This window comes from Candidatus Villigracilis vicinus, assembly GCF_016702885.1.
GTDB lineage: Bacteria > Chloroflexota > Anaerolineae > Anaerolineales > Villigracilaceae > Villigracilis > Villigracilis vicinus.
This window is the reverse complement of record NZ_JADJDD010000026.1, coordinates 58,230-79,447: the sequence shown is the minus strand read 5'-3', so window position 1 is coordinate 79,447 and position 21,218 is coordinate 58,230. Positions and strand designations below refer to the sequence as shown.

General features: G+C 51.3%; 25 protein-coding genes and 1 pseudogene. 14 read left to right on the top strand and 12 right to left on the bottom strand.

The window, feature by feature from the left end; all coding sequences use genetic code 11:
* Positions 1–178: 178 nt before the first annotated feature.
* The 10 genes from IPG80_RS19010 to IPG80_RS18965 all read right to left on the bottom strand — a co-directional run bounded on the left by IPG80_RS19010 (position 179) and on the right by IPG80_RS18965 (position 9,643).
* Positions 179–2,032: an SUMF1/EgtB/PvdO family nonheme iron enzyme gene (locus IPG80_RS19010; protein WP_345110367.1), complete on the bottom strand. Its 1,854-nt coding sequence runs from the start codon at positions 2,030–2,032 to the stop codon at positions 179–181.
* Positions 2,033–2,116: 84 nt separating this feature from the next.
* Complete coding sequence (locus tag IPG80_RS19005; protein ID WP_345110364.1) at positions 2,117–2,737, bottom strand: CAP domain-containing protein; 621 nt, start codon at positions 2,735–2,737, stop codon at positions 2,117–2,119.
* 355 nt (positions 2,738–3,092) lie between these two features.
* Positions 3,093–4,247: a molybdopterin-synthase adenylyltransferase MoeB gene (gene moeB, locus IPG80_RS19000; RefSeq protein ID WP_345110362.1), complete on the bottom strand. Its 1,155-nt coding sequence runs from the start codon at positions 4,245–4,247 to the stop codon at positions 3,093–3,095.
* Positions 4,248–4,387: 140 nt separating this feature from the next.
* Complete coding sequence (locus IPG80_RS18995) at positions 4,388–4,660, bottom strand: MoaD/ThiS family protein (protein ID WP_345110359.1); 273 nt, start codon at positions 4,658–4,660, stop codon at positions 4,388–4,390.
* A gap of 108 nt (positions 4,661–4,768) precedes the next feature.
* Positions 4,769–5,293: a DsrE/DsrF/DrsH-like family protein gene (locus IPG80_RS18990; RefSeq protein ID WP_345110356.1), complete on the bottom strand. Its 525-nt coding sequence runs from the start codon at positions 5,291–5,293 to the stop codon at positions 4,769–4,771.
* 10 nt (positions 5,294–5,303) lie between these two features.
* Positions 5,304–5,540: a sulfurtransferase TusA family protein gene (locus tag IPG80_RS18985; protein ID WP_345110353.1), complete on the bottom strand. Its 237-nt coding sequence runs from the start codon at positions 5,538–5,540 to the stop codon at positions 5,304–5,306.
* 20 nt (positions 5,541–5,560) lie between these two features.
* On the bottom strand, positions 5,561–5,974 hold the full coding sequence (locus tag IPG80_RS18980; protein ID WP_345110350.1) for a M67 family metallopeptidase: 414 nt from the start codon (positions 5,972–5,974) through the stop codon (positions 5,561–5,563).
* 3 nt (positions 5,975–5,977) lie between these two features.
* Positions 5,978–6,928, bottom strand: a complete 951-nt coding sequence (locus tag IPG80_RS18975) for a cysteine synthase family protein (protein ID WP_345110347.1) — start codon at positions 6,926–6,928, stop codon at positions 5,978–5,980.
* A 259-nt stretch (positions 6,929–7,187) separates the two neighbouring features.
* The gene (locus tag IPG80_RS18970; protein WP_345110345.1) at positions 7,188–7,481 is read right to left on the bottom strand and encodes a MoaD/ThiS family protein; all 294 of its coding nucleotides are present in this window, start codon (positions 7,479–7,481) and stop codon (positions 7,188–7,190) included.
* A gap of 80 nt (positions 7,482–7,561) precedes the next feature.
* Positions 7,562–9,643: an elongation factor G gene (locus IPG80_RS18965; protein WP_345110342.1), complete on the bottom strand. Its 2,082-nt coding sequence runs from the start codon at positions 9,641–9,643 to the stop codon at positions 7,562–7,564.
* Positions 9,644–9,773: 130 nt separating this feature from the next.
* Between IPG80_RS18965 and IPG80_RS18960 the strand changes: the two genes are divergently transcribed.
* From IPG80_RS18960 to IPG80_RS18945, 4 genes are read left to right on the top strand one after another with little or no spacing between them, the layout of a single operon-like run.
* Positions 9,774–10,028 (top strand): hypothetical protein, encoded by a 255-nt coding sequence (locus tag IPG80_RS18960; protein WP_345110339.1) that lies wholly within the window; start codon positions 9,774–9,776, stop codon positions 10,026–10,028.
* A 27-nt stretch (positions 10,029–10,055) separates the two neighbouring features.
* Positions 10,056–10,262 (top strand): thioredoxin family protein, encoded by a 207-nt coding sequence (locus tag IPG80_RS18955; RefSeq protein ID WP_345110336.1) that lies wholly within the window; start codon positions 10,056–10,058, stop codon positions 10,260–10,262.
* Positions 10,255–10,830, top strand: coding sequence for a class I SAM-dependent methyltransferase (locus tag IPG80_RS18950; RefSeq protein ID WP_345110334.1), 576 nt, complete (start codon positions 10,255–10,257; stop codon positions 10,828–10,830). Before IPG80_RS18955 ends, IPG80_RS18950 begins: the two co-directional genes overlap by 8 nt.
* 56 nt (positions 10,831–10,886) lie before the next feature.
* Positions 10,887–11,798: a hypothetical protein gene (locus tag IPG80_RS18945; RefSeq protein ID WP_345110331.1), complete on the top strand. Its 912-nt coding sequence runs from the start codon at positions 10,887–10,889 to the stop codon at positions 11,796–11,798.
* On the opposite strand, the gene IPG80_RS18940 is transcribed toward IPG80_RS18945, so the two are convergent.
* A complete protein-coding gene (locus IPG80_RS18940; RefSeq protein WP_345110328.1) occupies positions 11,787–12,929 on the bottom strand; it encodes a HEAT repeat domain-containing protein in 1,143 nt (380 codons plus the stop codon). The genes IPG80_RS18945 and IPG80_RS18940 overlap by 12 nt on opposite strands.
* 87 nt (positions 12,930–13,016) lie before the next feature.
* Here IPG80_RS18940 and IPG80_RS18935 point away from each other — a divergent pair, with 87 nt between their 5' ends.
* The 6 genes and pseudogenes from IPG80_RS18935 (at position 13,017) to IPG80_RS18910 (ending at position 17,218) form a co-directional block, all read left to right on the top strand.
* Positions 13,017–13,733, top strand: coding sequence for an SH3 domain-containing protein (locus IPG80_RS18935; RefSeq protein WP_345110325.1), 717 nt, complete (start codon positions 13,017–13,019; stop codon positions 13,731–13,733).
* 230 nt (positions 13,734–13,963) lie between these two features.
* Complete coding sequence (gene pdhA, locus IPG80_RS18930; protein ID WP_345110322.1) at positions 13,964–14,920, top strand: pyruvate dehydrogenase (acetyl-transferring) E1 component subunit alpha; 957 nt, start codon at positions 13,964–13,966, stop codon at positions 14,918–14,920.
* 71 nt (positions 14,921–14,991) lie between these two features.
* A complete protein-coding gene (locus IPG80_RS18925) occupies positions 14,992–15,966 on the top strand; it encodes an alpha-ketoacid dehydrogenase subunit beta (RefSeq protein WP_345110318.1) in 975 nt (324 codons plus the stop codon).
* Positions 15,966–16,331, top strand: a complete 366-nt coding sequence (locus IPG80_RS18920) for a biotin/lipoyl-containing protein (protein WP_345110316.1) — start codon at positions 15,966–15,968, stop codon at positions 16,329–16,331. Before IPG80_RS18925 ends, IPG80_RS18920 begins: the two co-directional genes overlap by 1 nt.
* 32 nt (positions 16,332–16,363) lie before the next feature.
* Positions 16,364–16,438: pseudogene (locus IPG80_RS18915) on the top strand (E3 binding domain-containing protein); the annotation flags it as partial.
* Complete coding sequence (locus IPG80_RS18910; protein WP_345110313.1) at positions 16,430–17,218, top strand: dihydrolipoamide acetyltransferase family protein; 789 nt, start codon at positions 16,430–16,432, stop codon at positions 17,216–17,218. The pseudogene IPG80_RS18915 and the gene IPG80_RS18910, both read left to right, overlap by 9 nt.
* 47 nt (positions 17,219–17,265) lie before the next feature.
* Here IPG80_RS18910 and IPG80_RS18905 read toward each other — a convergent pair whose 3' ends face one another.
* A complete protein-coding gene (locus tag IPG80_RS18905) occupies positions 17,266–17,748 on the bottom strand; it encodes a hypothetical protein (protein ID WP_345110310.1) in 483 nt (160 codons plus the stop codon).
* Positions 17,749–17,926: 178 nt separating this feature from the next.
* Between IPG80_RS18905 and IPG80_RS18900 the strand changes: the two genes are divergently transcribed.
* The 4 genes from IPG80_RS18900 to IPG80_RS18885 are packed head-to-tail and all read left to right on the top strand — an operon-like array spanning position 17,927 to position 21,183.
* Positions 17,927–18,535 carry a TetR/AcrR family transcriptional regulator gene (locus IPG80_RS18900; protein ID WP_345110307.1) on the top strand — a complete coding sequence of 203 codons (609 nt, stop codon included), beginning with the start codon at positions 17,927–17,929 and terminating at the stop codon, positions 18,533–18,535.
* A complete protein-coding gene (locus tag IPG80_RS18895) occupies positions 18,532–19,674 on the top strand; it encodes an FAD-dependent monooxygenase (RefSeq protein WP_345110304.1) in 1,143 nt (380 codons plus the stop codon). The genes IPG80_RS18900 and IPG80_RS18895 overlap by 4 nt, the downstream gene beginning before the upstream one ends.
* A complete protein-coding gene (locus IPG80_RS18890; RefSeq protein WP_345110301.1) occupies positions 19,671–20,021 on the top strand; it encodes a DUF4260 domain-containing protein in 351 nt (116 codons plus the stop codon). The genes IPG80_RS18895 and IPG80_RS18890 overlap by 4 nt, the downstream gene beginning before the upstream one ends.
* A 1-nt stretch (position 20,022) precedes the next feature.
* Positions 20,023–21,183: a hypothetical protein gene (locus IPG80_RS18885; RefSeq protein WP_345110297.1), complete on the top strand. Its 1,161-nt coding sequence runs from the start codon at positions 20,023–20,025 to the stop codon at positions 21,181–21,183.
* The last annotated feature ends 35 nt before the right edge of the window (positions 21,184–21,218 follow it).

The following is a 21,218-nucleotide window of genomic DNA, read 5'->3' as shown; positions in this document are numbered from 1 at the left end:
TACACCGAAAACAGCCCCCCTGCAAAACTGAAACCTTCGCCTGCCCCAACTGCGGCGGCACGCTGGAATTAGGTATGGACAAGTGTGAGTATTGTGGGCAGGTGATTTTATCGTAGGGGTTGCAGGCGGGGGAAAAACACAAACCCGCTTTTCAGAAGACCACAAGAAAACCACGAAATCAGACATTTCGGGAGTTTTCACTGGGGTGAAGAGGGAACGCCCGCAGCAACCGAGTTTGTCTGAAACGATGGTCGTACCTGGCTTTCAGCGAGAACGGAATAGGCAGAACGGAACCGACGCTGTTATCGAGGACCGCGTACCACGACGCGCGCCACGAGCCGCCCCGCAGCACTCGTGAACCGCTGGCGGATAAATCCTCACGTCCATCAGATGCACTATAAGGATAACCTTGATACAAACTACTCACCCATTCCCAAACATTACCTGCCATATCCAACGCGCCATAAATGCTTGCGCCATCAGGGTATGAACCGACCGGGGCTGTGTCACCTACACAAAACTTACTGCCATCATAATAATTGGCATACGCACAACTTATCTCTTCCCCCCACGGATACGTTCTCCCATCTTCACCACGCGCGGCTTTTTCCCATTCGGCTTCGGTTGGCAATCTGCGCCCCGCCCACGAGCAATATGCATTTGCCCGATTCCAGTCAACATAAATGACGGGGTAATCATCAAATTCTAAATTTCCATAATAGCTATCGTGAGTGTAGGACTTTACAGAAGCGGGAGGTGAGCAATCCCCATCTTCCACGCATTGAGCATACATGGCATTGGTCACTTCGGTTTGGTCGATCCAGAAAGCATCCAGATTTACGCTGTGAGTTGGTTGTTCGTCACTCTCGCCCGTATCACTTCCCATCGTAAATTCACCCGCAGGCACAAAGACTAGCGTCATACCATCTTCGCCATTCTTGGTCGAGCCAATGCCGGGAGTAGGCGTAAAGGTTGGGGGTACAGGGGTGAAAGTCTTTGTTGGGGCGGGCGGCATTGTCTTTGTAACAGTAGCAGCGAAAACAACGGGAATCTCGTCTGTTGGCGCAGAATTTATATTCTTGAATAAATAGTTCCCGCCAAACACAGCAAGGAGCAAACAGGCAAGAACGATCCCGCCAATGCCAAATAGGCGCACGTTCAATTTTGGCGCATCCCGTTTCTTTTCAACTACGCGGGCAGGCGCATCTTCGTAGATCGGGCTTGCAGCCCGACTTGCTTTTTCATTGGTTGTGATTGTCGGGTTGGAAACCCGACCTACTGGTTGTTTGGCTTGCGCCAGTTCAATTTTCTTGCGCTCAGCTCGTTCGCGTTCCACTTTTTCGCGCATGATTTTTTCGGCAACATCACTTTCCTCTTTTTCCCGCGTCAATCTTGCGGCGGTTTCGCGCTCTTCTTTTTCGAGTGCGGCTTTTTCCAGTGCTTCTCGTTCCACTCGTTCACGTTCAGTTTTTTCAAGTGCGGCTCGTTCAAGTGTTTCGCGTTCCGCGTTTTCACGCGCTGCAATTTCTGCGGTTGCCTGCTTTTCAATCTCTGCAGGTTTTGTGACAGGCTTTCCCCTGCGAGTATCTTCCAGAATCACGGGCGAAACCTCGTCGCCGAGGTCTTTTGCCCGCACGTTCAACCCCATTAATAAACGCTTGCGTCCATCGGGGCGGAAATAGTCCACCCATTGATAGGGGCTTAAGCGTTTAGGAACGTCACATTCTTCCAGTTTGACGGGGATGATGAAGATCGTCCCCTGAGGCTTTTCCATTGCCTTGTCCAAAGCAAATACAATTTCCTTTTGGACGTAGCCCTCTTTGTTGACCGAGTTCTTCGAGAGACAAACTAAAATGACATCGGAATTGAACAAGGCTTTTGGGATTTCCACTTCCCAATTTTGCCCAGGGAGCAAATCCGCCTGGTCGAGCCAGGGTGAAATGCCATGCTGTTTGAGGTAACGGTGAAGTTTCCAGACGGCTGGTTTGTCTTGTGAGGCATGACAGAGAAAAACGCGGAGTTGTCTTGGCATGGGGTATCCCGATTACCAAAATTATAAACCCTCCCGTCGAATAATCAGCGGGAGGGTTCTTTTTCGTTTCGTCTCTCTTTAAATCTATTGCTGGCTGCCCAAGACCATTGTCCAGTAATGGGAGTATCGGTTCACAGTGTCGTTGGGGTTATACACATATCCGATCCCGATCTCGGTAAAGTTGGGATTCAGGATGTTCGCTTTATGAGGCGCGCTGTTCATCCAACCGGTCATGACAGTAGCCGGGGTGCGGTATCCTGCTGCTACGTTTTCGCCCCACCATGTGAAGGGATAACTCGTACGCTTAATGCGATCCAACGGGGAAGAACCATCGGAGCCTGTGTGGGACATAAAGAAATTGCAGCCCATATCGAGAGAGTGCGCCTGTGCAGCCTGGGTCAACTGAGCCTGGCTGGTTACTGCGTTCAACCCAGCAGCAGCACGTTCCTGGTTAACAAGGACGATCACATCCGCTGCAAATTGGGCAGCGTTGGAATCGCTGGCAGTACATTGACCTTCAGGTGAGACCTTAATTGGGTCGTTTGCTGCACCTGCTGAACCTTCAAGTGACAGACTGGAAGCATCTGAAGAAACCGGCGGGATCAAACTGCCCGCCTCATCCCCTTCCACAGGGGCAGCATCTGTGGCGCAAGCCTGTAAAGCGAACAAAGCGACGATCAGCAAGACATACAAATAACGTTTCATTCTCTCTCCTCATATATAGATAATCAATACCATCCGGGTATCTTCCCGGTTTACAAATTAAGTTGCAATAATACCTTGGGAAGGGTCGTGACCCCAAAAGACGGACAATAAAGAGAGACCACAAAGAACACCAAGTTACCTTCGGTGAACTCTGTGGTCTCTTCTGCCAAACAAATTCCTAAGTAGGTAATCGAAATAAATTTTAAAAAGAGCATCGTCATTGCGAGGAGGGCGCTCTTTCCGACGAAGCAATCTTGCCCTCAAGCCGTGGGATTGCTTCGCCGCAAAAGGCGCGGCTCGCAATGACGGAATTCTAATTATTTTCGACCGACCACTTAGCTGAGACTTTTTACCATTAATACAACGGCAGAGACGTATCCACTTCCTCAGCCCAGGCGTTAATGCCGCCTTTGAGATTCTTCATTTTCTTGAAACCAGCGGAGGATAAAATTTCGATCGCGCGTGCCGAGCGGGATCCGCGTTTGCAGAAGACGACCATTTCTTCGGCAGAGTCCAATTCCGCCATGCGCTGGGCAACCTCACCGAGCGGAATGTTCTTTGCGCCTTTGATGGCGGCGATCTCCAACTCATGAGGCTCACGCACATCGAGCAGGAACAGGTTCGGGTCACGTTCGAGGCGTTCTTTCAGGTCCTGTGCCGTAATATCCCAGTTCGCGCCCGCAGAGGTATCATCCGCGTGGTGACCAGGGACACCACAAAATTCTTCGTAGTCGATCAACTCTTTGATATCGGCGTTGGGTCCGCACACGCGGCATTTGGGATTCTTCTTGAGTGTGACAAAGTCAAAGCTCATATCGAGCGCGTTGTAAAGCAGCAGCTTGCCGATGAGCGGTGTGCCGATGCCGAGCAAAACTTTCAAGGCTTCAGTGGCTTGAAGCGTACCAACCGTGCCGGGAAGGATGCCCAGCACACCGCCTTCCGCGCAGGAAGGGACAAGCCCAGGTGGAGGCGGCTCAGGGAAGAGACAGCGATAGCACGGTCCCTTCTCGGCATGGAAGACACTCACCTGCCCATCGAAGCGGAAGATGGAGCCATAGATGTTCGGCTTGCCCAACATCACGCAGACGTCATTGGTGAGGTAGCGGGTCGGGAAGTTATCGGTGCCATCAATGATGACATCGTAATCCTTCGCGATGCGCATGGCGTTCTCGGAAGTATACGGCTCGTTGTAAATATCCACTTGAATATCAGGGTTGAGGTCTTGCAGGCGTTCCTTGGCACTTTCCACTTTCAACTTGCCAACCGTGGACGTGCCATGAATGACCTGCCTCTGCAAGTTGGACGAATCGACAATGTCGTAGTCCACCAAGCCAATGCGCCCAATGCCCGCCGCGGCGAGATACAACGCGACGGGTGAGCCAAGTCCGCCCGTGCCGATGACTAGCGCGGAGGAGTTCTTTAATTTAATTTGTCCCTGCAAGCCCACTTCGGGCATGAGCAGATGGCGCGAGTAGCGCAAAATTTGGTCGTGTGAAAGTTCTTCGATCATGTCAATCTCCTCGTCATTGCGAGGAGGGCGTTCTTTGCCCGACGAAGCAATCTTCAAATTAGTTAGGAGATTGCTCACCGCACTGGCGTACGGCGCAAGTGTCGGGCGAAAGAGCATCGCCCTCGCAATGACAGATGTCTCTACCCGCCCGCAATCGACGGGATCAGCATCACTTTATCGCCATCCTTGATGGGCGTATCGACGCCCTGCAAGTCTTTGATATTGTGCTCGCCAACGAACAAATTCACGAACGGGCGCAGTTCGCCATTTTCGTTGAACAAATGCGGCTTAATAGCGGGGTACTGGGTCGTCAGATCTGCCAGCGCTTCGGAAATTTTCGCGCCGCTCACGTTCACTTCGCTTTTCCCGCTGGTGTACGTGCGCAAAGGGGTGGGGATTCTCAAGGTTGTCATGGATTCTTTTTTTCTCTCTCGTTTCGTTGTTTTATTTACCACAAAGGCTCACAAAGGAACACAAAGGTTTTTCCTTCGTGAGCCTTTGTTCCTTTGTGGTTAAAGATCTTATATAAACAATTGTACATCCGCGTCTGCGGCATATTCAAGGAAAGTAGCCGCACCGCCGATCTCTGCCTGGGGAATGAATTCTTCCTTCTTGAAGCCAAATACATCCATCGTCATCTGGCAGCCGATCAGGCGCACATCCATTTCCACTGCCATATCCCGCAGTTCCTCGATCGAAGCCACGCCTTTATTCTTGAAAGTCTGTTTCATCAAATTGGTTGCAAGGCTTTCAAAACCGGGCACGTTCGCCATCAAAAGGTTTGGCATGGGCCAGGAAATGTTCTGAAAATTTTCAGAACCAAAAGGCATTTTCATGGGCATGGCAGGGTTGCCCAACGGAGATACAGCCGCTGTAAGTTCAGGTTTGAGCAGGGTCAGCCCGTAGAAAGTAAAGAAAATGCCAACTTCCCAGCCCATGGCAGCAGCCGCAGTGGATAAGATGAATGGCGGGTACGCCCAATCAAGAGTACCTTTGCTGGCGATCAGTGCCAGTCTCTTCGGTGCATTCGGGTCAGATTTAGACATGTCTATCTCCTTAGGCTTTCTTCAAAAAGAAAACGAACTTTCCACTTTCTTCTGTGGAAAGCAGCAACTCATTCCCGGTCTGACGGCTCCAAGCCGCAATATCTGGCGGAGAACCGGCATCCGTGGCGATCATCTTCAAGATCTGTCCGGCTTGAAGATCGTTCATGGCTTTCTTCGTCTTCACGATCGGCATCGGGCAAAGCAAGCCTGTGCAATCCAACAGTTGGTCTTCCTTGATTACTTCCATGTTAAAGTTTCTCCTCTTTTTTACTGAATTTCAATTTCTTCTTCGTCATATTTTGAACGGTCTTCCAGCAGTCTCCACGAACGATGGCTGACGGTCTTGCCTTGATCGACCCGCGAAATAATGTAAGAGAAATACGGCTGCGCCCATTCGCGGTCATATTCAGAAGGCACATTCGGACAATCAGGGTGCGAGTGGAAAACACCGATCAAGTCCACGCCCAACTCCATTGCCTTCATCTCCGCCTTCAGGTAATCTTCAGGCGTAAGAAGAAAGCGGTTATGCCTTGCCTCCTCTTCGCGCGCATTATCCAACGGCAACACATCGTTCACATCACCATCCGTGCCGAGCAAAAACCCAGCCCCCTCCCCCGGGTATGCCGCTTCGATATGTTTATTAATTCTTTCAATTAACTCGTTCGTTATTTTTAAACTCATTATCTACGCTCGCTCCCAAAGAGATTTATCACTCAAATATTTGTACCCAGCATCCGGCAAGACCGTCACGACCACGCCTTCTTCCAATTCACTTGCGACTCGAAGCGCAGCCACAACTGCCGCTGCGGATGAGATCCCCACGAACAGACCTTCCTCGCGCGCAAGCCGAATCACCATCTCATGCGCCGCTTCTGTCTTAATCTCAAGCGGAGTGCCCGCGAGTGCCTCATCGTAGATCCCGGGCTTGATCGCACTAGGCATGTGCTTGAGTCCTTCCAACCCATGGAAGGGAGCATCCGGCTGAAAGGCGAGCGTTTTCACATGCGGCAATTGTTCATTCAAATATCGGCTTGTGCCTGTGAACGTACCCGAAGTGCCCAACCCGGCAATGAAATGCGTCACCTGCCCATTCGTTTGGCGCACGATCTCTGGTCCCGTGCTGACGTAATGCGCCTGCCAGTTCGCGTCGTTGTTATATTGATTCGCATACCAATATGTATCAGGATTTTCCTCTGCCATCTCACGCGCCTTGAGGATCGCCCCATCCGAGCCTTCAAGCGGATCAGTCAACACCAACTCCGCGCCCAGAGCTTTGAGAATGGAGATGCGTTCCGTGCTGGCACTAGCAGGCACCGCCAACGTGATCGGGATGCCCAATGCCGCGCCAAAGGTCGCATACGAGATGCCCATATTGCCAGAGGTTGAATCCAACAGGCGTTTACCGCCATCCAAATAGCCATTAATGATGCCATTCTGGATAATGTTCAGTGCAGGGCGGTCCTTGACCGAGCCGCCGGGGTTGAACCATTCAGCCTTGGCAAAAACCCGTACCCGCGGCGACAGACTCGAGGTCACACGGTGAAGCGGAAGAAGGGGCGTATTCCCCACATGATAGGCAAGGCTATCCAATGGAATCGTATTCGACTCAGTTAATCGTAAGTCTAGTAAGGTCATTTCTCTTCTCTCTTCTGGTTCATTAAAATAAAAACAGTCAACGGACAAACAAAAAGACGGCGAACAAACGCCACATGCGATTTTAGAAATATTCGCAAGCGGGGGTCGTTCTACCGTCTAATTCCGTTGACTGCGGAAGGAGTGTCTATCTCAGGCGGTAGTTACGAGCCCCGCGACAGACACAAGCAAGATTCAAAAGGTTTCATGGTTTTATACATAGATTGCGCCTATTTTATGAATCTTACCGATTTTGTCAATATCAAATCTCTCCCAAATCACCGCCGCCCCCAGCCGCAGAAGCCATTAAAATGACCTTGTCTTCCTCTTTTAAAGGTGTTTCCATTCCGTTCAGGTCCCGCACATGGACGCCGTTCACGAAAATATTGAAATGGCGGCGGAGGTCGCCTTTTGCATCATATAAGTGCGGCTTAAGTGCAGGATAACGCACAAGAATGTTCTCCAATAATTCAGAAACAGTATTGCCAATCACAGGAAACTCACTCTGGTTATCTACATAATATTTCATCAAGGCGGGGAATTTCACAGTCGGCATGATTTGAATTTTAATTCAAAAAGCCCCGAACTTGAATGGCTCGGGGCTTTTTACTGATTACTAATCACTGTTCACTAAAACTACTCTTCCTTCTTTGCTTCCATTTCCTTCTTATGCGCTTCGATGATCGGACCCGCAATATGAGATGGCACTGTGTCGTAATGATCGAATTCCATGCTGAAGTAACCGCGTCCACCAGTGATCGAGCGGACCTGCGTGGTGTATTTCAACATTTCTGCCATCGGCACATGCGCAATGATGGTGGTGTTGCCGCGCTCGGTTTCGGTGCCTTGTACACGTCCACGACGGGTATTAAGGTCACTCATCACATCGCCCATGTTCGCATCCGGGCAGGTGACACGTACCGTCATGATCGGCTCGAACAAAACGGGACCCGCATCATGCACTGCAAGTTTGAAGGCTTCACGCCCGGCAATTTCGAACGCCATCGGCTTTGAGTCTACTTCGTGTTCCTTGCCATCATAAACGATCACACGCACATTGCTCATCGGGTAACCGGCAAACGCGCCTCTTTCCATCGTGGCTCGGATGCTCTTTTCAATTGGAGGCAGGTAAGAACGGGATAGGTTCATACCCACCAATGCATCCTGAAAATCGAAGTCACCTTCCATATACGGCTCAATCCGCAGATGAACTTCGCCGAACTGCCCCGCACCACCCGATTGTTTCTTATGGCGGTATTGGGCAGCTGCTTTCTTGGTAATACCCTCACGATAAGGAACCTTTGGTTCATGGGTCACGATACCCACCTGGAATTTTGCCTGGGCACGATGGACTGCCACATCAATATGCTGGTCACCCATGCCCTGCAAAACGGTCTCGTGAGTGGCGGGGTCATTCTGCCAAACGAGCGTCATATCTTCTTCGCTCAGGCGGGATAGAACTGTAGATATCTTTGCGGCATCCGCCTGGGTCTTGGGGGCAATTGCCACACGATACAACGCTGCCGGATAAGCAGGCTTTTCAATGGTTAAAGGATGACCCTTGTCGCAAAAGGTGTCGCCCGTAGAGGTCACTGTCAACTTCGAAACAACGGCAATATCCCCGGCATGGACAACTTTGGCAGGCAGCATTTCCTTGCCGCGCTGGAAGTGCAAACTCGACATGCGCTCATCTGCGCCTTTGGGCTGATTCCACACATGCGCATCTGCTTGAAGGGAACCGGAAAACACACGGAAATAAGTCATCTTGCCGACGAACGGATCAGCGGTGGTCTTCCAAACATACGCCGCCAGTGGAGACTGGTTGGAAGGTTTTAGTTCTTCTGCACCGTCTTTCCCCTGAGCTGTGCGCTTCACAGCATTGATCGGGGAAGGCATCAAGTCAATGATGTCATTAAGCAGGGCGATCGTTCCCACTTCATGCCCACCTGCCGCACAGAAGATCGGAACAAACTGTCCGGCGTAGACCACATCTTCAAGACCGCGCACCATCTCCTCATCCGAGAGAGAGCCGTTCTCGAGGTATTTCTCCATCAATTCATCTTCGCCCTCGGCTGCGGCTTCCACCATCGTAAAGTGAGCTTTCTCTGCTTCTTCTTTGAGCTCGGCAGGAATATCTCCTGTTGTTTTGCCGTCGCCCAAATAGGACTTCATGCCGATAATATCGACCACACCCTTGAAATCGTGCTTCTGACCAATAGGCAAATGCACCTTGATTGCGCGTTTGTCATGAAGTTTGATGAATTCTTCGACCTGAGCGTAGACTTTTTCAAAGTCCGCGTTTTCGCGATCCATCTTGTTGATAACGATAAAGCGCGGCAGATTAAACTGATCGCAATAACGCCAGGCAAGTTCAGTGCCGACTTCAATGCCCGCAACGGCATCTACTAAAATAATTGCGCCATCAGCCACACTCAAGGCGGAAACCATCTCGCCTACAAAATCAGTGTAGCCTGGCGCATCAAGAAAATTTATTTTGTAATTCTTGTGTTCAACCGGGATCACGCTCGTATAGATTGAAATTTTTCTTCTGTGCTCTTCGTCATCGTAATCCGATGCTGATGTCCCATCCTCTACCTTGCCAAGGCGGGTCGTCGCCCCCGTTACGTGCAAAAATGCTTCTGCAAGCATTGTCTTGCCTGCACCCCCGTGTGAAACCAACGCAATATTGCGAATAAACTCGGTGGTATACTCTTTCATCGTAAATAACCTTCCTGTCTATTAGGATGTAAAGCAGGTTACACGATTGTAAAAGAACTCAAATGAATTGTCAAAGTGTGGAGCGTCACCCATTAATCATGACATTGTGGACTATCAAACGGTGCGATAAATGAGCGCTCTTTTTGCCCTTTATTCTTTTGTTTTCATTGCGGCAGGCTTTGCGCTGGTCGCCGGGGTCATTCTGCTCTCCAATAAACCCAAATGGAACGACTATCTAGCCTTTGGCGTGATCGTTTTAGGGCTGGTCATTGCCTGGACGATCCTGCACCCGCGCCAAACCCTGTTAATGGATGATGCCAAAGAAGTGCAGGCAATGATCGGGGCTGGCAAACCCGTCCTGCTCGAATTCCAATCTCCCTACTGAATACGCTGCGTATCGATAAAGCCCGTCGTGGACGAGCTCGAACAGGAAATCGGCGATGAGATCCATTTCATTCGCCTCAATATTCAAGAAACCATCGGCATGGAACTCGCGCCTGTATATGGTTTTGAATTCACCCCCACTTTTATTTACTTCGATGCGCAAGGCAGCGAAGTCTGGCGCATGGTCGGAGAATTTGACCCCCAGCGCGTGCGTGACACCCTCGCAAATGAGTAAACTCCTCCGTCGGCTGCGTTTCGACATCTCCTATTTATTTGGCAGCACCCCTTGGGATAGCGGCATCACACCGCCCGAGTTATATGACTTTATGGCAGCTCACCCCGCTGGGCGAGCCCTCGATATCGGCTGCGGTACCGGAACCAATATCATCACTCTTGCAAATGCAGGCTGGCAAACCCAGGGCTTCGACTTCGCCCCTCGCGCCGTGAACCTCGCAAAACAAAAGATCAAAAAAGCAGGTGTTCAAGCCGCCGCCTTTATTGATGACGCCACCGAAATGAAGAATGTCTCGCCGCCCTTTGATCTTGCGCTTGACCTTGGTTGTTTTCACGGTATCGAACAAAAAGCGGATTACCTTACCCAACTCACCCGAATCCTCGCCCCAGGTGGATTTTGGCTGCTATACGGATTCTTCAAACCTGCCGCCGATCCTGCCGCGCCTGGGCTTGCTGATTCAGACCTTGCCCTGATCCAACACCATGGACTAACCCTCGTCTCCCGCAAAGACGGCTGGGACAAACGTGAACGCCCCTCGGCATGGTTTTTGTGGCAGGCTGGCTCGTAAGGCTTTTCCCATATCACGCATCACGACCTATAGACTATGATGTGTGAAATCCCCCTATGAAAATTCTCTTTCTATTTCTCGACGGTATCGGGCTCGGCGAAGACAACCCTGAAATAAACCCGTTTCTTCGTGCAAACATGCCGCTTTTAGAATCATTGCTCGGCGGCAAAAAGATGACCAAATCCGCTGCGCCATTTGAAGGGGAAACGATCAGTCTCAAGGCGATTGACCCCAACCTCGGCGTTAAAGGTTTGCCACAATCCGCAACCGGGCAGGCTGTGCTCCTCACAGGCATCAATATTCCCGCAGAACTTGGCTATCACTATGGACCAAAACCCAACCCTGAAGTGGCGCAATATCTCAACGGGCAAACTATCTTCTCCAGCACGGTGAATGCTGGCAGAAAAGCCGCCTTGCTCAACGCTTATCCCCCACGTTACTTCGACGGCATCGACTCGGGCAAGCGTCTGTACTCCTCCATACCGCTCGCATTAACCAATGCAGGCATCCCGCTCTTTACTGAAAAAGATTATTTCGCCGGAACCGCCCTCTCGGCAGACTTCACCGGCGAAGGCTGGCGCGACTTTCTTGGCTTCCCTGATGCGCCGATCTTTGACCCGGAAAATGCTGGAGTCAACCTTGGCAGCCTTGCCCGCCATTATGATTTCTCCTTTTTTGAATATTGGGCAAGCGATTATGCTGGTCACAAACAGGACATGCCCTGGGCCGTAAGACAACTGGAGACATTCGACGGTGTCTTGAAAGGGTTGCTTGCCAACTGGCAAAACGAAGACGGTCTCATATTGCTCACTTCCGACCATGGCAACATGGAAGACCTCGGCACACGCAAACATACCGCCGCACAAGTACCCTTACTATTATTTGGAGATAAAACAAAAAGAGACGCCTTTGCAGACGTCTCAGATCTGGCGGGAATTGCGCCCACGATCAACAGGTTACTTCTGTAATCTTGCGATGACTTCTTTTGCAAAGGAAGCCATTTCCCGATCTGCACGGTTCGTAACGATTTGCTGTAAAGCAGGGAGTGCGCGCGTGTCTTTCATGTCTGCAAGAGCCTGAATAGCTTGCGTTTTCACCTCACGGTCTGAATCTTGTAACATTTCAATCAGATACGGCACAACTCGTTCGTCTTTTATAGATCCCAACCCAATGACGGCATGTTTGCGCACAGAGGCTTCCGGGTGGATAAGTGCCTCAGCTAGAACGTCGATGGCAGGCGCTCCAAATTTTGCCAATGCCTCTGCCGCAGTTTGACTCACTTCATGATGCAGGTCATAGACTGCCATGCCCAATTCTTCAATAGCGCTTGGGTTGCCAAGTCTTCCAAGCAGTTTTGCGGCAAATTTACGAACAGTTCCTTCGCGGTCACCCAGAGCTTCTATCAACGGCTCAACAACCGGCTCGCCCATATTTTCGATGGCAGCGAGCAGAATACGTACGGCTTGTTCACGCTCAAACCACCAAAACGAGTCGCGCAAGGCTTCCATTAGAAAGGGAATGGCTGCCGGGCTATGTGAATCACCCAGTGCTCTTACCGCCGCCTGACGTACATCAATGATGGGGTCATCCAAAGTGACGTTGGCAAGTTCGTCAAATGTAGAGGGGTCGCGGAATTTTCCTATGGCAGTGCATGCCGCAATACGGACTTCGTCTTCAGGATCTTGCAAGAGTGGGAGCAGTTCATGGATCACCTGCGGGTCGCCGATATTCGCAAGGGCAAGCGCGGCACGCGCCTTTACTGTAAAAAACTCACCTTGCAAAGCCTCAAGCAAAGCGGGGGTGGCATGCTTATCCTTGCTCATACCGAAAATATCAGCTACCCGTCCGCGGATAATTGGGTGGGCAAACTTGAAAGCCTTCATCAGTTCGGGAGAGGCGGCAGGGATGCGGGCAAGAATCTGCTGATAGATGGCTAGCAGGTTCAAGTCTTGGGACTGAAGCGCATCCATCAATGCGGGAACAGCATCCGCACCGAATCGGATCAACTCCTGTGCAGCCCGGTCGCGCTTTGCAGAATCTGCCAGCAGGGGAATCCATCGTTTTGCTTCAGCTTGTTTGGGGTTTGCGAACCATGCCATAAATTTATTTTACATGAAATCGAATTCGATTTATATTGCGAAGTGTATAATAACAAAAATATCGGTTCAACAACCAGAGGAGATGTCATGAAAGCAGGAAGAGAACTTGCGTTTGTTCTTGTCGTTTTTATCTTTTTCGTTCTTGCATGCAACCTGCCCCTTCCGGGCAGTACCACCGGTGGTGGAGAGCCGGCGGCGGTAGTGAGCCCCGGCGTGACGTATGTGGTGGTCGTGGAGAATACATCTACAGCAATCCCCGCCGACACGCCGATACCTGCCACAGCTACGCCGCAGGTTCAGCCTGAGCTGACTTTAACGAAGAACTCCAATTGCCGTCTGGGTCCGAGTACCTACTACAATGTAGTGGATCAGATCGCTTCGGGCAGTGTAATGCCAGTGATCGGGCGCAGCGAAAAAAGTGATTGGTGGCAGATTGTCAACAATACAGGGCGGGAATGCTGGGTCTTTATGGAAAATGCCACCCCCAACCAGGATTTTAGTTCGCTGGCAATTGGTGAAGCCCCCCCACTTCCAGGCATCCCTTTGAACTTTGTGATCACCGACCAACTGTGCCAGCCAGGACCAAAAAAATTCTCGGTGGCAATGAGTTGGTCCAGCGGCGGCGGTGAAACGGCATTCCGCGTGTATCGTGATGGGAATCGCATCGGCGAATACAAGCCCAGCCGATTGACCTATAAAGATACCAATGCGCCGTATAACAAAAACCTCGTTTATGAGGTTGAAGCGGTGAATGAGAACGGCACTTCCGAACGAGCAACCCAGATCGTCCCTGCTTGCAAGTAACAACATTGAAATAAATTGTACAAACTCCCTGTGATTTCTGCAGGGAGTTTTGTTTTGGTTCTTTCAAATCCTATCAAGTCTAAAATCGGATGTTTTTTCTCTGATATAATCCCCGACTCGGCTTACGGGAATCATAACGCCCGAGAACTTTCGGTGTTTACTCCCTAAGTATTCTGCCAAATTTTGTCATGCCGTTAAGGCATGCACCCCTCTATTTTGGAGTTTTTTAGATGAAGAAAGAACAGTTACTTGATTTGTATCACCAGATGGTACTGATCCGGCGTGTGGAAGAACGCGGCGCGGAACTGTACCAGGCTGGCAAGATCGGCGGCTTTATGCACCTGTACATTGGTCAGGAAGCCGTTTCGACCGGTTTGATCGCGGCACGCGAACCTCGCGACCGTGTCATCACCGCCTACCGCGACCACGGTGTGGCCTTGAACTGCGGCATCTCTGCCAATGAAGTGATGGCGGAATTGCTTGGCAAGGCGACGGGCATGTCCAAGGGCAAGGGCGGTTCCATGCACATGGCAGACGTCTCAAAAAACATGTGGGGCGGGCATGCCATCGTTGGTGGACACCTCCCCGTTGCGGCTGGGTTTGCCATTGGCGATCAGTATGCCAAAAATGACAACATTACGATTTGTATGTTCGGTGATGGTGCGACCAATATCGGCTACTTCCATGAATCTTTGAACCTCGCCAAAACTTGGGGGCTGCGCGTATTGTGGGTCTGTGAAAACAACCAGTATGGCATGGGGACCTCTGTGGAACGCGCCTCTGCTGTGACCGAGATCCGCCAAAAGGCAGAAGGCTACGGCATGAAGAACGGTCAAGTTGACGGCATGGATGTGACGAAAGTCTATGAAGCCGCCAAAGAGGCAATGGAATACATTCGCAAGGAAGGGCAACCGTATTTGCTTGAGATCGATACCTATCGCTTCCGCGGGCATTCCATGGGCGACCCGGAACGCTACCGCAAAGCCGAAGAAGTAAAAAAGTGGCAGGAAGAAGATCCCATTGGTATCTTCAACAAGTACCTGCTTGACAAGAAAGTTGCCACTCGCAAGGCGCTCGATGAGATCGAAGCCCGCGTGGAAGAGGAAGTTGCCAAGGCAGTGGAATTCGCCGAGACTTCCCCCGAACCGACAATGGAAGACCTGTACGCGGATATTTACGCGGATTAAAAACGATATTCGATAATCGAACTTCGATCTCTCGAGTATCGAATATCGTTTTACAAGGAAACGAACATACTATGGCTAAGATAACCATGCGCGAGGCGATCTCGCAAGCTTTAATGGAAGAAATGGACCGCGACCCCGCTGTCTTTATCATGGGCGAGGAAGTGGGCGTTTGGGGCGGCACTTATGCCGTCACCAAAGGTTTTTACGACAAATACGGACCTGACCGCGTGAAGGACACCCCCATCGCAGAGAACGCCATTCTTGGCGGTGCGATCGGCGCGGCAATGGTCGGTCAACGCCCGATCGCTGAGTTGATGACCATCAACTTCGCCTTCTCGGCGATGGATTACATCGTCAATCAAGCTGCCAAACTGCGCTACATGTTCGGCGGGCAGTTCATGCTGCCGCTCGTCATCCGCGCTGTCGGCGGCGGTGGACGTCAGCTTGGCGCTACCCACTCGCAGACTCCCGACGCCATCTTCGCGCACTTCCCCGGTCTGAAAGTCGTCAGCCCCGGAACGCCGGAAGATGCCAAGGGTCTTTTGAAATCCGCCATTCGTTCGAATGATCCGATTCTCTTCATCGAACACGCCACCATGTACCAGGTCCGTGGCGAAGTACCCGAAGGCGAATACACCATCCCGATCGGCAAATCGAAAATTCAGCGCCCCGGCAAAGACCTCACCATTGTCACCTACTGCAAGGGTCTTGAACTCTCCATGAAGGCTGCCGACGAACTCAGCAAGCAAGGCATCGAAGCTGAGATCGTGGACCTGCGCACCCTGCGCCCGCTCGACATGGAACCCGTGCTCGAATCCTTCAAGAAAACCAATCGTGCTATTGTCGTTGAAGAAGGTTGGAAGTCTTACGGTGTCGGCAGCGAAATCGTAAGCCGCATCTACGAAGAAGCCTTCGATTATGTTGACGCACCCATCATCCGTGTGGCGCAAAAGGAAGTTCCCCTTCCCTACAACCGCACCCTCGAACAAGCCGCTCTCCCGCAAGTTCACGATATCGTCGCCGCGGCAAAGGAGGTCTTGAAATAATGGCTGAAACAATTTCCATGCCCAAACTCGGCTTCGACATGGCAGAAGGTCTGCTCGTCCGCTGGGTGAAGCAGGTGGGCGAAAATATCAACAAAGGCGACGTGCTCGCCGAGATCGAAACCGACAAAGCCACTGTGGAAGTTGAATCTTCCGCGAGCGGTGTCGTCCTTTCACATATTGCGGAACAAGGTACCATGGTTCCCGTCAATGCACCGATTGCCATCGTTGGTGCTGCAGGTGAAAAAGTGGATGCAAAACCGACCGCAGACAATGGACCAAAAACCACAGCTGCGCCTCAGACTCAAGAGAAGCCTGCTTCAACAACCCAAGCAGCTTCCCCGTTGCCAATCCTCGTCCATCGCTGATGGCGGTCCCGTAAAAGCCATCGCCTCTCGCGCGCAAAGTTGCCAAAGATAATGGTGTTAACCTCGCCTCTGTTCAGGGCTCAGGTCCTGGCGGACGTGTGGTGCGCAAAGATATAGAAGCCACACTATCCAGTGGGCAGTCATCAGTAACCAGTAAACAGTCTGCGCAACCAATTACCAATTACCAATTACCTGTTTCTACTGAAGACAAAGCCATCCCAACCACCAAACTGCGCCAAGCCATTGGTCGCCGCCTTGTCGAATCCAAGCAGACCATCCCCCACTTCTATGTGACTCACGAGTACAAGATGGAAGCGGTCATGGACATGCGCAAACAGATCAATGCGTACCTGCCTGATAATGAAAAGGTCTCCGTCAACGACTTCATCATCAAAGCCGCCGCGCTCACTTTGCGTCAATATCCCAACCTCAATGCCACCCTCAAAGGCAACGAGATCATCCAGTTCGGGCATGTCAACGTCAGTGTAGCCGTCACCGTCCCCGGCGGACTCATGACCGTCGTCGTAAAAGATGCGGACATCAAATCCCTGCGCCAGATCTCAGGCGAGATCAAAACCATGGCTGCCCGAGCCCGTGATGGCAAGGTCAAGCCAGAAGACGTGGACGGCTCGACCTTCTCCACCTCCAACCTCGGCATGTATGACGTGGAAGAATTCATCGCCATCGTCAACCCGCCTGAGGCTGCCATCCTCGCCATCGGCTCCGCCAAGGAAACGCCCGTGGTCGCGAACGGTGAGATCAAGATCGGCTCGCGCATGAAAGCCACCATCTCCGTTGACCACCGCGTCAGCGACGGCGCCGAAGCCGCCCAGTTCATGCAAGCACTGGCTGGGTTCCTTGAAAATCCTGTAAGAATGCTGGTGTAAAAATAAAAACCGAAGCTAATGGCTTCGGTTTTTTGATTAACAATTAGTTACTTGATCGACCATATCATCTTACCCGTACTATTAGAAACGACTAAATTGCCATTATCCAAAATACTGAAGGTATATGATTTTGCGGGCGGATCTTCCGGGGTGTCAGTATTCCATACAAATCTTTCGTCAGCATATAGAACAAGATTGCCATCACCTTGCATGACCAAATGATTCCCCCCACTCCATTCCGTGTTTGTCATCCAGGCAATGCTGCCGTTCGAATAAAGAATCACATTTCCATTTTCGATCTTCAACTCATGCTGCTTGTTTGGTGATGTCAACACCTGCCCCTCATTCAGGGAATTCACAGAAGAATTCGAGGAAAGTGAAGAGAAGGTCGCCGATCGGGCTTCACTCTTCCCAAATGGACTAGGGAATATCCCAGCAACAGTCAGTGTTGCATATGCCGCAATAGCTGCCACAAGCAGTGGAATCAACACTTTCTCTACAAACCATTTTCCATTTTCCGATAGCTGCATAATATGAAAATCTTCCTTTCGATTCAAAGTGGGCAAAACAAAAAATATCCAGAGAATTATACCCGCGAGAAGAGTTGGTCTTATCCGTTTTATAGGGGATACAACGTTAATTTCACACCCTTGACAATTTAGTATAAATATACTAAATTAGTAAATACATACTAAATCAGGAGAAAGCATGTCCCCACGAATATACAAGGCATCGGAACTGACAAAAGCCAATATTCTTCAAAAAGCCATTGAGCTATTCAACGAATCGGGCACGGCATCCATATCCATGAATGCGCTGGCAGAGTCTTTGGGTATGAGCGCAGGGAATTTGCAATATCACTACCGCAACAAGGAAGAGGTCATCCGCGCCATTTTGGAGGTGATGTTTCAGGAGTTCGATGTGATCTACCAACCCGCCCAGGGACAGTTCACACTCGATACGCTGCGGCAACTCATGCGCCTGAACTTTGGCATTATTTGGAAATATCGTTTCTTTTATCGCGAGTTTGCCGCACTGCTCCGCAATGACAAAGTTCTTGCCAAGCGGTTTCGTGAGATCCAAGAGTATCGCGTAACAGAGCAGGAAAATCTGATTAAACAACTGGCAGGTGAAGGCGTAGTCCGAAGCGACCTTCACCCCGAAGAATTGCATAAGGTGGTGCTCATTGGCTGGGTGCTGGGGAATACCTGGCTTTCCTATGCCGAAAGTATGGGGCAAAAGATCAACGAAACCGCGCTGACCGAGGCGGTGGAGATCATGGTGCAGCATTACAAACCATATCTGGAGGCAGCATGAGAACAGCCATCATCATTGGCGCAGGCGTAGGCGGACTGTGTACTGCGATCGCCCTGCAAAATAACGGGATCAAAACAACAGTCTTTGAAAAAGCCGAAATGCTCGGCGATGTGGGGGCAGGACTGGTGCTCGCCGCAAATGCAGTCCGTTCGCTAAGACGTATGGGATTGGCAGAGCAAGCCATTGCCGCTGGTTCGAAGATCATGCGCACACAGATCCGCACCCACACAGGCGATGTCCTTGCAGAAACGGACATGAGCAACTATGAAGATCTATTTGGCGCACCTGGCATTGCCATCCATCGTGCCGCACTGCACAAGGTTTTGTTGGGCGCCCTACCCGAAGGGGCTGTTCGGCTGGGAGCGCCATGTATCAGCGTGGATCAGGATCCGGATGGTGTAACAGCTCGCTTCGAAGATGGAAGCGAAGCACGCGCAGATTTTCTCATCGGCGCAGATGGCGTCCGCTCAGTCATCCGCCGACAGTTGTTCCCGCAAGTGAGCCTGCGCTACTCTGGTTACACAGCCTGGCGCGGAGCAGTCACCAGTCAGGACGAAGCCGCGCTTGGCATTACTTCTGAGTCCTGGGGGCGCGGATATCGCTTTGGGATCATTCGCATGGACACAGAACGGATCTATTGGTTCGCGACTGCCAATGCACAACAAGGCGTCACCTATCCGCTCCATGAGCGCAAGAATATGCTGCTTAAGATTTTTGGCAGCTGGCACCATCCGATAAAGCACTTGCTCGAAGCCACTCCCGCCGAAGCGATCTTGCATAACGATATTTCAGATTTCGCACCCATGAAACAATGGAGTTCGGGGCGCATTACCTTGCTCGGCGACGCGGCACATGCCACCACTCCCAACATGGGGCAAGGTGCGTGTATGGCGATCGAGTCTGCTGATGTGCTGGGGCAATGTTTGGTAAAAAACGCCGCCATTGAAACCGCCTTTCAAGAATACGAGACCCGCCGCAAACCGCGCACAGCCTTCATCACAAATCAATCCTGGCAGATCGGACGTGTAGCACAAATGGAAAATCCGTTGGCATGCGCCATGCGCAATTTTGCAGTAAATACATTTTCAAACAATATGATGACCGCGCAATTATCCAAGGTCATGGGAGTGGAAGCGTGAAAAATATCCTTAAGCTCGAAGAACTGTCCATGTTCGCATTTAGTATTTTCCTGTTCTCAACTTTACAGATTGCCTGGTGGTGGTATCCCGTCCTTTTGTTCGTGCCCGACCTCAGCATGGTGGGCTACCTGGTAAATCCAAAAGTCGGCGCGTGGACGTATAACAGCGTTCATCACAAAGCCGTAGGAATCAGCCTTTATGTGCTCGGCATTGCCCTTGCCAACACCCCTTTGCAGCTTACAGGCATTATGCTCTTCGGGCACTCCAGCATGGATCGCATCCTTGGTTATGGGCTAAAGTACCCCGACGCATTTCAACATACTCATTTGGGGGTGATAGGGAAATAAGATGAAATTAACAAGACGTGACATTCTTAAACTTGGCGGCGTAACACTCATTGCCGCGGTCGGTGGAAGTATATTCCGCGCCGCAGATCAGGGCATGTTTAGTGCAGGTCAAGGTGTTGCCTACGAAGCGTGGAAAAACTGGCGCGACGCGACAAATCCGCTCGAACGGATCGTTGCGGCGGGCATCCTCGCATCCAACCCGCACAACTCGCAGCCGTGGATCTTCCGCATTTCCGAATCAATGATCGACCTGTTCGCTGCACCAGAACGGCAGATCGGTGTGATCGATCCCTTCCGCCGCGAGATGTATATCGGACTCGGCTGTGCGCTCGAAAACATGCGACTCGCCGCCGAAGCCGAAGGATTCAAAGCAGACATCCGCCTCATGCCCGACCCGACAACTGAACTACACGCCGCAAGCATTTCCCTGACCGAATCATCGCCTGCCACTTCCCCGCTATTCGAAGCGATTCCCCAGCGCCACACCAATCGCGCCGCCTACGATACAACCCGCAGCGTGGACGAATCCACCTTCAGCGGAATCAATGCCCTGGTAACAGAATCAACTGTCCGCTTAATTTGGATGCGTGGTTCTTCATCCCATAAAAGATTTGGCGAAGTTGCCATTGCCGCCGCTGAAGCCCTTGTGGCTGACGAGCAGCAAAGCATGGACAGTCACAAATGGTGGCGGCAGGATTGGGATGAATTGCAGGAAAACGCCGATGGCATCACCCTAGACGCGCAAGGTATCCCGCCTTTCATTTTGGGCGCGGCAAAGTTTTTACCCGATATGTCGCGTTCATCGAACGATCAATCTTTTGTCAAAAACGTGCGCGATATTTACATTCCATCTGCCGGGGCGTTTGGCATTCTGGCGGTGAACAACGGCAGGGACAATACCCAACGTCTGCAATGCGGGCAGGTCTGGCAGCGCATTCACTTGTGGGCAACCACGCAGGGACTTGCCATGCAGCCCCTCAACCAAATGACCGAACGCGCCGATCGCGAAGCGCAACTTGGCATTGAACCTGAATTTGGAAATGCAATTGCAGAACTGATCGGCGATAAAAATTGGACAGGCATCATGCCCTTCCGCATGGGACACCCCACAACCGCCGCGTCTCCCAGTCCGCGCCGCGGGTTGGATCAGGTGCTCGGATAGGATCTATTCAATAAGCGGTAGTGTAGAATCTTTTT